The 12444-nt window shown below is 61.9% G+C and carries 8 protein-coding genes; 6 read left to right on the top strand and 2 right to left on the bottom strand.

Annotation, left to right across the window (positions count from 1 at the left end; genetic code table 11):
* Positions 1 to 21: 21 nt before the first annotated feature.
* Together LOY70_RS15460 and LOY70_RS15455 are read right to left on the bottom strand one after the other, a co-directional pair.
* Positions 22 to 1404: a hypothetical protein gene (locus LOY70_RS15460; RefSeq protein ID WP_265028308.1), complete on the bottom strand. Its 1383-nt coding sequence runs from the start codon at positions 1402 to 1404 to the stop codon at positions 22 to 24.
* Between the two features lie 24 nt (positions 1405 to 1428).
* Positions 1429 to 1614, bottom strand: coding sequence for a hypothetical protein (locus LOY70_RS15455; RefSeq protein WP_265028307.1), 186 nt, complete (start codon positions 1612 to 1614; stop codon positions 1429 to 1431).
* A 53-nt stretch (positions 1615 to 1667) separates the two neighbouring features.
* Here LOY70_RS15455 and LOY70_RS15450 point away from each other — a divergent pair, with 53 nt between their 5' ends.
* The 6 genes from LOY70_RS15450 to LOY70_RS15425 all read left to right on the top strand — a co-directional run bounded on the left by LOY70_RS15450 (position 1668) and on the right by LOY70_RS15425 (position 12200).
* A complete protein-coding gene (locus LOY70_RS15450) occupies positions 1668 to 2339 on the top strand; it encodes a DUF3313 domain-containing protein (protein ID WP_265028306.1) in 672 nt (223 codons plus the stop codon).
* Between the two features lie 97 nt (positions 2340 to 2436).
* Positions 2437 to 2937, top strand: coding sequence for a thiol peroxidase (tpx, locus tag LOY70_RS15445; protein WP_265028305.1), 501 nt, complete (start codon positions 2437 to 2439; stop codon positions 2935 to 2937).
* Between the two features lie 177 nt (positions 2938 to 3114).
* Positions 3115 to 4428, top strand: a complete 1314-nt coding sequence (locus tag LOY70_RS15440) for an MdtA/MuxA family multidrug efflux RND transporter periplasmic adaptor subunit (RefSeq protein WP_265028304.1) — start codon at positions 3115 to 3117, stop codon at positions 4426 to 4428.
* Complete coding sequence (locus tag LOY70_RS15435; protein ID WP_265028303.1) at positions 4425 to 7520, top strand: MdtB/MuxB family multidrug efflux RND transporter permease subunit; 3096 nt, start codon at positions 4425 to 4427, stop codon at positions 7518 to 7520. Before LOY70_RS15440 ends, LOY70_RS15435 begins: the two co-directional genes overlap by 4 nt.
* A 103-nt stretch (positions 7521 to 7623) precedes the next feature.
* Complete coding sequence (locus tag LOY70_RS15430) at positions 7624 to 10728, top strand: efflux RND transporter permease subunit (RefSeq protein WP_265028302.1); 3105 nt, start codon at positions 7624 to 7626, stop codon at positions 10726 to 10728.
* Complete coding sequence (locus LOY70_RS15425; RefSeq protein WP_320110184.1) at positions 10725 to 12200, top strand: efflux transporter outer membrane subunit; 1476 nt, start codon at positions 10725 to 10727, stop codon at positions 12198 to 12200. The genes LOY70_RS15430 and LOY70_RS15425 overlap by 4 nt, the downstream gene beginning before the upstream one ends.
* Positions 12201 to 12444 lie beyond the last annotated feature (244 nt).

Below are 12444 nucleotides of genomic sequence, written 5' to 3'. Positions count from 1 at the left end.
TCGTTTAATTGAAAGATCGAGTCAGGCGGTCAGCCTCAGAAACCATGAAAAGATAATCGGCGCGTTGGTGCCGGTTTCCCTGAGTGTCCAATTGATCATGATGGGTTTGCCCCGGTTTTCCGCTATCCAGGCAGGGGGCACGGCCAGGTCGGTCTGGCTGGTCCCGGCTGTCATTGGGATTTCCTCGCCATAGCGGGTCGTCACCCCAAACAGAGCCATCCGTGCCTTGTGGGGCGTGAACAGGGGAGGATGGTAAGCCCTGAGATTGGTTTTGCTGGCGTCCAGGGTCGGTTCCCGCAGCATGTGCTTTTGTGGCGTGACGGTAAGGTCCAGATCCTTCGACGGAATGTCCGTGGTGCCGCCGGGCAGGCGAACGGTATAACTGACCTCTGCCCCGGTGCCGATGCAATCCACCACCTCGTTCCTGGGCACCTGGAATCTCAACGTTTGTCCTGCGAACGATACTGTCTGGGGCTCACTGCCCCAGGTCGCGTTGCGTCCTATCCAATACAATTTTACGGTTTGCCCTGGAGCCGACCCGACGTAGTCCACTTCGACATTGGCGAATTGGGCATCGTAGAAATCGTTCTCGAAGTTCAGGCGCTGCCCATTGAGTTCCCTGGCCTCCAGTACCTTTGGCTTGATGAGGTCGAGCGTCGGTTGGCGAATATGCACATCGATATAGGTGGTTCTTGACCATATCGCCTGTGGACCGCTGGAGTTGCCCAGCAAGTCGGTGACCCTGAACCGCAAAGCGAATCTGGGATTGTCTTGCCAGAAGTCGGCCGTTCTCAGAATGATGTCCACACTACCGGCCGCGGCCTCGGCAGCGCTTACTGGGCGCGACAGCTCCTGGCTGTCACGATCCAATGTGATGACATCTTTTTCCCTCATGTACGGATAGCGGACGGTAAGTATCACCCCCCGGTTGGCCGCCGCCGCATCCACGCCGTTAGCGATGACATCGGCAGGCAGGCCCAGGGTGAGGTTGGGATTATCGCCTGGGGTAGAGACTTCGCCTCCCGGTTGTGGCCGGTGGAAAAGTACGTTCAATGGCAGTGACGTTTCGGGAATTGTCTGACCTACACGCAGTACGCTCAGGCGAGTCTGGTTGATGCCATCGCTCAGCAGAGCACCCGGGAGGTTCAGAGTGAAAGATGCATTTTCTTCACCCGGCAGGATGGTCTTGTTCATGACGGGGGTGTCGGAAGTGCCCAGCAATATGCGGGCGTCATCATAGGCCTCCTGTTGGGTCCAGGGCTCCACCAGAAGGGGTAACAATCCATTGTTGAGCAAACGAAGCGGGACACCGCCGTGCGCCGCAGGGTGGTCAACCGCCACCATGCCCACGATGATGACTGGGTCGATCTTCACTATTTCACTGTCTAGGGGCTGGCTGGTCATGTCGCGTTCTCCTGTTGCCAGGTGTCATTTGTTTACCGTCCCGGCGGTGATCTCATGAAAACCCCCGCGCTCGGTTTTGACTACTGTCATTCCTGACAGGTAGGGGTGAAAAACCGGGGCAAAAAAAGTCCACTCATCGGATTTGCCGGTAGAAGTCTTGCCGTGCCATGAAAGACTTCTGTTTTTACAAACAGGCAAAAAACTGCCCATTGGCTATACCTGTAGTTCCGGCCCCGCCCCGTGTGGCTTACAGGAGTGACAGCATGAAGTTCGCGTCAATGATTGGCAGCATCTGCATCGCCTCGCTCGCCTTGGCGGGATGCTCCAGCAAGATCACCCCACCGGATGAATACTCCGGGTTCCTGGGGGATTACAGCCGGCTTAAAGAGGAAAAATCACCGTCGGGTGCCGAGGTGATGCGTTGGGTCGATCCGGACATCGAGCTTGGCAAGTACACCAGCCTCTATATCGAGCCGACCCAGCTATACCCCAAGCCTCAGCCGACCGTGAAGATCCCCCAGGCCACCTTGTTCGGCATCACGGCTTACTACGACCAGGCACTCCAGCGAGAAGCGGGAAAATCCCTACCCTTGGCAACCAGCCCCGGGCCTGGCGTATTGGTGATACGTGCTGCCATTACTGCGGTCAGCAGCAAGACCGAAGGCCTGAAGCCCTATGAGGTGGTGCCGATTGCACTGGTGGCGGCCGCGGTCAGCACGGCCAGTGGCATTCGCGACCAGGAAACCACCTTGGGCACCGAAGCGGTATTTCTCGACGGTGCCAGCCATAAAGTGGTCGCCCAAGTGGTACGCAAGGGTACGGGCAAGCCGTTGTCCAACGAGTCCCAGGTGATGAAACCCGATGACGTCAAAGGTGTGATCGATGGCTGGGCGGCGGATTTGCACCAGTCGTTTCTGCAGCTCAAGGCTAGATAGACACCATGACTTTTTATGTCCGCCCATAGGTCGTTTCGCCATTTCATGGTTAACTCCGCCCTCTATCATTTTCAAACCTGTTAGAAGGAATCCGTTCATGGCTACAGTCACGCTCAAAGGCAACCCGGTTCAAGTCAACGGCCAATTGCCACAAGCCGGTTCCAAGGCACCAGCCTTTTCCCTGGTCGCCGGCAATCTGTCGGACGTTTCCCTGAAGGACTTCGCCGGCAAGCGCAAAGTGCTGAACATCTTCCCAAGCGTCGACACGCCGACCTGCGCCACCTCCGTGCGCAAGTTCAACGCCCAGGCCAACGAACTGAACAACACCGTGGTGCTGTGCATCTCCGCCGACCTGCCATTTGCCCAGGCGCGCTTCTGCGGCGCCGAAGGCCTGGAAAACGTCCAGAACCTGTCCACGCTGCGCGGTGCCGAGTTCATCCAGAACTACGGCGTGGCGATTGCCGACGGTCCACTGAAAGGTCTGACTGCCCGTGCCGTGGTCGTGCTGGATGAAAACGACACCGTGCTGCACAGCGAGCTGGTCAAGGAAATCGCGGAAGAGCCGAACTACGACGCTGCGCTCGCCGTCCTTAAGTAACGTATTTATTACAATTATTAACGGCCTGGACACCTCCAGGCCGTTTTTATTTGTGCTTCAAGGCCTTAGCCGACTCTGCGATGCGTAAGCCCAAGGTAAATTGCCGGTAAAGGCGCTTTGCTAAATACCCGCCAGTGCTTATCGTTCAGCCTCCTGTAAAAGAAGCCCACGCGCCCAATGGTTGATCACTCCATGCAATCCTCTGTTTCCCGTCATTCCCGTCGCTGGCTGTTCGGTCTGTTCGTTGTGGTTGTCGTTGCGCTGCTGGCCTGGAAGTTCTGGCCCGCGGGCCCGGACAAGTCCGGGGCAGAGCAGAAAGCTTCGGCTGGCCATACGGGGCGCTCAGGCGCCATGCGGCCAGGGTTTGGTGGCGCGACGGGGCCGATCCCGGTCCGGGTGGCGCCGGCGGTCACCGGGGATTTCCCGCTGTATTACAAGGCACTGGGCACGGTCACGGCCCTCAATACCATCAACGTGCGCAGCCGTGTGGGCGGTGAACTGGTCAAGATCGCTTTTGAAGAAGGGCAGATGGTCAAGGCCGGGGACCTGCTGGCCGAGATCGACCCACGCCCGTACCAGAACGCTTTGCTCCAGGCCGAAGGCACGCTGTTGCAGAACCAGGCCCAACTGAAGAATGCCCAGGTGGACCTTGAGCGTTATCGCGGCCTGTATGCCGAGGACAGCATCGCCAAGCAGACCCTCGACACGGCCGCGGCGCTGGTGGGCCAGTACCAGGGCACGGTCAAGACCAACCAGGCGGCGGTCAACGACGCCAAGCTCAACCTCGAATTCACCAAGATCCGTGCGCCGATTTCCGGAAGGGTCGGCCTGCGGCAGCTGGACATCGGTAACCTGGTGGCGGCCAACGACACGGCGGCCCTGGCGGTCATCACCCAGACCCAACCCATCAGCGTCGTGTTCACCTTGCCGGAAAACAACCTCGACACCGTGCTCGCCCGCTACCGCAGCGGGGCGAAACTGCCGGTCGAAGCCTGGGACCGTGGCGACGTGAAGCTGCAGGCCAGCGGTGTGCTGCAGAGCCTGGACAACCAGATCGACATCACCACCGGCACCCTGAAATTCAAGGCTCGCTACGATAACCGCGACCAATCGCTGTTCCCCAACCAGTTCGTCAACGTCCATCTGCTGGCCGACACCCTCAAGGGCGTGGTCCTGGCGCCGACGGCGGCCATTCAGTTTGGCACCAACGGCACCTTCGTCTATGCCCTTGAGGGGGATAAGAAAGTCACCATCAGAAAGTTGAAGATCGGTGCCAACGACGGTGAAAACACCGTGGTCACCGAAGGCCTGGCGGCAGGTGACCGGGTCGTGCTCGAGGGCACTGATCGCTTGAAGGAGGGCAGCGAAGTGGAAGTGGTCAACGACAGCCAGGACGTGCCCACCACGCCGACCGAGCACCTGCAAGGCAAAACGGCGGCGACCCCGACTGAACCGGCCGCGGCCGACAAGGCGAAAAAGGGCGGCGCATGAACCTCTCGCGGCTGTTCATCCTTCGCCCGGTCGCCACCACCCTGAGCATGCTGGCCATCGTCCTGGCTGGCCTGATCGCCTATCGGTTGTTGCCGGTGTCGGCGTTGCCTCAGGTCGATTACCCGACCATCCGCGTGATGACCCTGTACCCGGGCGCCAGCCCCGATGTCATGACCAGCGCGGTAACCGCGCCCCTGGAACGGCAGTTCGGGCAGATGCCGGGGCTGACGCAAATGGCCTCCACCAGTTCCGGCGGCGCCTCGGTGATTACCCTGCGCTTCAACCTCGACATCAACATGGATGTCGCCGAGCAGCAGGTGCAGGCGGCGATCAATGCGGCCACCAATCTGCTGCCCAAGGACCTGCCGGCACCGCCGGTGTACAACAAGGTCAACCCGGCCGACACCCCGGTGCTGACCCTGGCGATCACTTCCAAGACCATGCTGCTGCCCAAGCTCAATGACTTGGTGGACACCCGCATGGCGCAGAAAATCGCCCAGATCAGCGGCGTCGGCATGGTCACCATTGCCGGTGGCCAGCGCCAGGCTGTGCGGATCAAGGTCAACCCCGAGGCGCTGGCGGCCAACGGCCTGAACCTGGCGGACGTGCGCACGCTGATCGGTGCTTCCAACGTCAACCAGCCCAAGGGCAACTTCGACGGCCCGACCCGGGTCTCGATGCTCGACGCCAACGATCAGTTGACCTCGCCCAAGGACTACGCCGAACTGATCCTGGCCTACGCCAACGGCGCGCCGTTGCGGCTCAAGGACGTCGCGCAGATCGTCGATGGCGCCGAAAACGAACGCCTTGCCGCCTGGGCCAACGAGAACCAGGCGGTGCTGCTGAACATCCAGCGCCAGCCCGGGGCCAACGTCATCGAAGTGGTAGACCGGATCAAGGCCCTGTTGCCGAGCATCACCGACAACCTGCCGGCCGGCCTGGACGTCACCGTGCTTACCGACCGCACCCAGACCATCCGCGCCTCGGTCACCGACGTGCAACATGAACTGCTGATCGCCATCGTCCTGGTGGTCATGGTGACCTTCCTGTTCCTGCGCCGATTCAGCGCCACCCTCATCCCTTCGGTGGCGGTGCCGCTGTCGCTGATCGGGACGTTCGGCGTGATGTACCTGGCGGGGTTTTCCATCAACAACCTGACCCTGATGGCGCTGACCATCGCTACCGGTTTCGTGGTGGACGATGCCATCGTCATGCTGGAGAACATCGCCCGTTATATCGAGGAGGGCGACAGCCCGTTGCAGGCCGCGCTCAAGGGCGCGAAGCAGATCGGCTTCACGCTGATTTCCCTGACGCTGTCGCTGATCGCGGTGTTGATCCCGTTGCTGTTCATGGCGGACGTGGTGGGGCGGCTGTTCCGCGAGTTTGCCATCACCCTGGCGGTGGCGATCCTGATTTCCCTGGTGGTGTCCCTGACCCTGACGCCGATGATGTGCGCCCGGTTGCTCAAGCGCGAGCCCAAGGAAGAGGAGCAGGGCCGTTTCTACCGTGCCAGCGGGGCCTGGATCGACTGGCTGATCGCCGCCTACGGGCGCAAGTTGCAGTGGGTGCTCAAGCATCAGCCGCTGACCCTGCTGGTGGCCGTAGGCAGCCTGGTGCTGACAGTGGTGTTGTACCTGGCCGTGCCCAAGGGCTTTTTTCCGGTGCAGGACACCGGGGTGATCCAGGGCATTTCCGAGGCGCCGCAATCGATTTCCTTCGCGGCCATGAGCGAGCGCCAGCAGCAACTGGCCAAGGTGATCCTCGCTGACCCGGCGGTGGAGAGCCTGTCGTCCTACATCGGCGTTGACGGCGACAACGCCACACTCAACAGCGGTCGGCTGCTGATCAACCTCAAGCCCCACAGCGAACGGGATGACAGCGCCACCGAGATCATTACCCGTTTGCAGCCGCAGCTGGATCGCCTGGTGGGTATCCGTCTGTTCATGCAGCCGGTGCAGGACCTGACCATCGAAGACCGGGTCAGCCGCACCCAGTACCAATTCAGCCTGTCCTCGCCGGACGCCGAGTTGCTCAGTCTCTGGAGCGGGCGCCTCGTCGAAGCCCTGGCCCGGCAGCCGGAACTGACCGACGTCGCCAGCGATTTGCAGGACAAGGGCCTGCAGGTCTACCTGGTGATCGACCGCGACGCCGCCTCACGACTGGGCGTATCCGTTTCGAACATCACCGATGCGTTGTATGACGCGTTTGGCCAGCGGCAGATTTCCACTATCTACACCCAGGCCAGTCAGTATCGCGTGGTGTTGCAGGCCCAGGCCGGGGAGCGGATCGGGCCGCAGGCGCTGGACCAGATTCACGTCAAGACCACCGACGGCGGCCAGGTCCGCTTGTCCAGCCTGGCCCGTGTCGAGGAGCGTCAGGCGCAACTGGCGATTGCCCACATCGGCCAGTTTCCGGCGGTGATGATGTCGTTCAACCTCGCGCCGGGCGTAGCCCTCGGGCACGCCGTGGAGGCGATTGAAAAGGTCCAACAGGACATCGGCATGCCGGTGGGCGTGCAGACCGAGTTCCAGGGCGCGGCCCAGGCGTTCCAGGCGTCGCTGTCGAGTACCTTGCTGCTGATCCTGGCGGCGGTGGTCACCATGTACATCGTCCTGGGCGTTTTGTACGAGAGCTATATCCACCCGATCACCATTCTTTCCACGTTACCCTCGGCGGCCATTGGTGCGTTGCTGGCGCTGATCCTCAGCGGCAATGACCTGGGCATGATCGCGATCATCGGCATCATCCTGTTGATCGGCATCGTCAAGAAGAACGCGATCATGATGATCGACTTCGCCCTGGACGCCGAACGCAACCAGGGCATGGACCCGCAGACGGCGATCTACCAGGCCGCGTTGCTGCGCTTCCGGCCGATCCTGATGACCACCCTGGCAGCCTTGTTCGGTGCCGTGCCGCTGATGCTTGCCACCGGCTCCGGCGCCGAACTGCGCCAGCCCCTGGGCTTGGTGATGGTGGGTGGGTTGTTGGTGAGCCAGGTCCTGACGTTGTTCACCACGCCGGTGATCTACCTGTACTTCGATCGCTTGGGCCGCCGCTTTGCCAAGCCAGAAGGGAAAGAGGTGCGGGTATGACGGTGCCTAGCGGCAAGCTTCTAGCCGCAAGCGACAAGCTAGAGCCTGCGCACGACTTGCTTTTCTCTTGCCGCTTGAAGCTTGCAGCTTGGGGCTGTCGCCCATGAACCTCTCCGGCCCCTTCATCCGTCGCCCCGTAGCAACCATGCTCCTGAGCTTCGCCATCATGCTGCTCGGCGGCGTGTGTTTCGGCCTGCTGCCGGTTTCGCCGCTGCCGCAGATGGATTTCCCGGTGATCGTGGTCCAGGCCAACCTGCCAGGGGCCAGCCCCGAGGTGATGGCTTCGACGGTGGCAACGCCCCTTGAGCGGTCCTTCGGCGCCATCGCCGGGGTCAACACCATGAGCAGTCGCTCCAGCCAGGGTTCTACGCGGGTCATCCTGCAATTCGACCTGGACCGCGACATCAATGGCGCCGCCCGGGAAGTGCAGGCGGCCATCAATGCCTCGCGCAATCTGCTGCCCAGCGGCATGCGCAGCATGCCCACCTACAAGAAGGTCAACCCGTCCCAGGCGCCGATCATGGTGCTGTCACTGACCTCGGATGTATTGGAAAAAGGCCAGCTCTACGACCTGGCTTCCACCATCCTGTCCCAAAGCCTGTCCCAGGTGTCGGGTGTCGGTGAGGTGCAGATCGGCGGCAGTTCTCTGCCAGCGGTGCGCATCGAGCTGGAACCGCAGTTGCTCAACCAGTACGGCGTGGCCCTGGACGATGTGCGCACCGCCATAGCCGATAGCAACGTGCGCCGGCCCAAGGGTTCGGTGGAGGACGACCGGCGCATGTGGCAGGTCCAGGCCAACGACCAGCTGGAGAAAGCCAAGGACTACGAAACGCTGATCATCCGCTACCAGGACGGCTCGGTGCTGCGGCTCAAGGACGTGGCGAAAGTCACCGACAGCGTCGAAGACCGCTACAACAGCGGTTTCTTCAATAATGATGCCGCCGTGCTGCTGGTGATCAACCGCCAGGCCGGGGCCAACATCATCGAGACCGTCAACGAGATCAAGGCCCAGTTGCCGGCGTTGCAGGCGGTGTTGCCGGCCAGCGTCAAGCTGAACCTGGCCATGGATCGCTCGCCTGTGATCAAGGCCACTCTGCATGAAGCGGAAATGACCCTGCTGATCGCCGTGGCCCTGGTGGTGCTGGTGGTGTTCCTGTTCCTCGGCAACTTCCGCGCCTCGCTGATCCCGACCCTGGCGGTGCCGGTGTCGCTGGTGGGCACCTTTGCGGTCATGTACCTCTACGGCTTCTCCTTGAACAACCTGTCGCTGATGGCGTTGATCCTGGCGACCGGGTTGGTGGTGGATGATGCCATCGTCGTGTTGGAGAACATTTCCCGGCACATCGACGAAGGCGTGCCACCGATGAAAGCCGCCTATATGGGCGCCGAAGAAGTCGGCTTTACGTTGCTGTCGATGAACGTCTCGCTGGTGGCGGTGTTCCTGTCGATCCTGTTCATGGGCGGCATCATCGAGAGCCTGTTCCGCGAATTCTCCATCACCCTGGCGGCCTCCATCGTGGTTTCGCTGGTGGTTTCGCTGACCCTCACGCCGATGCTTTGCGCCCGTTGGCTCAAGCCCCACGTACCGGGGCAGGAGAATCGCCTGCAGCGCTGGAGCCAGGGCCTCAACGAACGGATGGTCCGTGGTTATGCCATCAGCCTGGACTGGGTGCTGCGCCATCGGCGCCTGACCTTGCTTAGCCTGCTGGTGACCATCGGCGTGAACGTCGCGCTGTACGTGGTGGTGCCGAAAACCTTCATGCCGCAGCAGGACACCGGTCAATTGATCGGCTTTGTGCGCGGCGACGACGGACTGTCGTTCAACGTGATGCAACCGAAGATGGAAATCTTCCGCCGCGCCGTGCTCAAGGACGAGGCGGTGCAGAGCGTCGCCGGTTTCATCGGTGGCAACAACGGCACCAACAATGCCTTCATGCTGGTGCGTCTCAAACCGATCAAGGAGCGCGGGATTTCCGCGCAGAAAGTCATCGAGCGTCTGCGCAAGGAAATGCCCAAGGTCCCCGGTGGCCAATTGATGCTGATGGCCGACCAGGACCTGCAGTTTGGCGGCGGCCGCGAGCAGACCACCTCGCAATACTCCTACATCCTCCAGAGCGGTGACCTGGCCTCCCTGCGCACGTGGTATCCCAAGGTGGTGGCGGCCTTCCGCGCCTTGCCGGAACTGACCGCCATCGACGCCCGTGACGGCGGCGGTGCCCAGCAGGTGACGCTGGTGGTGGACCGCGACCAGGCCAAGCGCCTGGGCATCGACATGGACATGGTTACCACCGTGTTGAACAACGCTTACAGCCAGCGGCAGATTTCCACCATCTACGACAGCCTCAACCAGTATCAGGTGGTGATGGAGGTCAATCCCAAGTACGCCCAGGACCCCAAGACCCTCGAACAGGTCCAGGTGATTACCGCCGACGGGGCGCGGGTGCCGCTGTCGACCATTGCCCACTATGAAAACAGCCTGGAGGACGACCGGGTCAGCCACGAGGGCCAGTTCGCTTCCGAGGGCATCTCCTTCGACATGGCCGAAGGCGTGACAGTGGAGCAGGGCACCGCCGCCATCGAACGGGCCCTTGCCAAAGTCGGCTTGCCCGAGGATGTCATCGCGAAAATGGCCGGCACCGCCGACGCATTCGCCGCCACCCAGAAGAGCCAGCCGTTCATGATCCTCGGGGCATTGCTGGCGGTGTACCTGGTGTTGGGTGTGTTGTACGAAAGCTACATTCATCCGCTGACCATCCTGTCCACCTTGCCGTCGGCCGGGGTCGGTGCGTTGCTGTCGATCTATGCCCTGGGTGGCGAGTTCAGCCTGATCTCCTTATTGGGGCTGTTTCTGCTGATTGGCGTGGTGAAGAAAAACGCGATCCTGATGATCGACTTGGCGCTGCAACTGGAGCGTGGCGGCCAGACGCCGTTGGAATCGATCCGCAGCGCCTGCCTGCTGCGGCTGCGGCCGATTCTGATGACCACGCTGGCGGCGATCCTTGGCGCCTTGCCGCTATTACTGGGGGCCGCTGAAGGCTCGGAGATGCGTCAGCCGCTGGGCCTGACCATCATCGGCGGGCTGGTGTTCAGCCAGGTCCTGACCCTTTACACCACGCCGGTGGTTTACCTGTATCTCGATAAACTGCGCCATCGCTTCAACCGCTGGCGCGGTGTGCGCACTGATGCTGCCCTGGAAACTCCGCTATGACCGACCGTTCGCTTTCCAATCCTGTCGCCGCGCTGATGACCGCCCGGGGCTCGCGGGCGCTGAGCCTGGCATTGTGCGTGGCCCTGCTCGGCGCCTGTGCCATCGGCCCGGATTACCAGAGTCCGCCCGCCGCCGCGCCGGTGCAGTACAAGGAGGCCCAAGGCTGGCGCCAGGCCAACCCCAGTGACGCCTTGGCCCGGGGGGCCTGGTGGGAGTTGTACGGTGACGCGCAGCTCAATGGCCTGGTGGCGCAGCTCAACACTTCCAACCAGACCGTGGCCCAGGCCGAAGCCCAGTACCGTCAGGCCCGGGCGCTGGTGCGCAGTGCCCGTGGTGCCTTCTTCCCAACGGTGGACCTGACCGTCGGCAAGAACCGCTCCAGCCAGGGCACCGGCAGCAGCAGTTCGAGCCTGAGCAGTTCGTCCAGCGGCATCCGCGACACCTACAGTGCCCAGGCCGGGGTCAGTTGGGAGGCGGACGTCTGGGGCAAGCTGCGTCGCACGCTGGAAGCTGATGAGGCCAGCGCACAAGCGAGTTTCGCCGACTTGGCCGCGATGCGCCTGAGCCAGCAATCGGAGCTGGTGCAGAACTACCTGCAATTGCGGGTGATCGATGAACAGAAACGCCTGTTGCAAACCACCGTCGACAACTATCAGCGCTCGTTGAAGATGACCGAAAACCAGTACCGCGCCGGTGTGTCTGGCAAGGATGCGGTGGCCCAGGCGCAGAACCAGCTCAAGACCACCCAGGGCGACCTGATCGACCTGATCTGGCAACGGGCCCAGTTCGAAAATGCCATCGCTGTGCTGATGGGCCTGCCGCCGGCCGAATTCAACCTGGCCGAAACCCAGGCTATCCCGTCGTTGCCGCAGATCCCGGTGGCGCTGCCGTCGCAACTGCTCGAACGGCGGCCGGACATCGCCTCGGCCGAACGCTCGGTGATGGCCGCCAACGCCAACATCGGCGTGGCCAAGGCCGCCTATTATCCGGACCTGACCCTGAGCCTCAGTGGCGGCTACAGCAGCAGTACCTACGATAATTGGGTCAGCGTGCCGAACCGCTTCTGGTCGGTGGGACCGCAGTTGGCGATGACACTGTTCGATGGCGGCCAGCGTTCGGCGGAAGTCGACCGCAGCGTCGCCGCCTACGACCAGACCGTGGCCACCTACCGCCAGACCGTGCTCGACGGTTTTCGCGAGGTGGAAAACTACATGATCCAGCTCAAAGTGCTGGAAGACGAAGCCCGCGTGCGCCAGGAAGCCCTCGATGCCGCCCGTGAGTCCCTGCGCCTGACGCAGAACCAGTACAAGGCTGGATTGATTGCCTACCTCGACGTGGTGACCGTCCAGGCCACCGCCTTGAGCAACGAACGCAGCGTGCTGAGCCTGCAACAGAGCCGGTTGATCGCCAGCGTGCAGTTGATTGCGGCGTTGGGCGGTGGTTGGGATGGGCAGCTAAAGACGGATGAGTAAGTCAGAACGAAGCAGGTCCCTGTGGCGAGGGGATTTATCCCCGCTGGGGTGCGAAGCAGCCCCAAATACTTCTGCCACTGCGGTGTGTCAGGCAGGATGAGGGGGGGGGCGCTTCGCACCCCAGCGGGGATAAATCCCCTCGCCACAGATAAAAGCCCTCACCACAGATAAATCCACTTATACAGGTTCCCCTTTGCTTGGTCGGCAGGCAGTCCCGCTTTTGGCCGATGCACTGTCTACGACC

The organism is Pseudomonas sp. B21-054 (assembly GCF_026016345.1).
Classification (GTDB): domain Bacteria; phylum Pseudomonadota; class Gammaproteobacteria; order Pseudomonadales; family Pseudomonadaceae; genus Aquipseudomonas.
The sequence above is the reverse complement of the archived record's forward strand: the minus strand, read 5'-3'. Positions and strand labels throughout refer to the sequence as shown.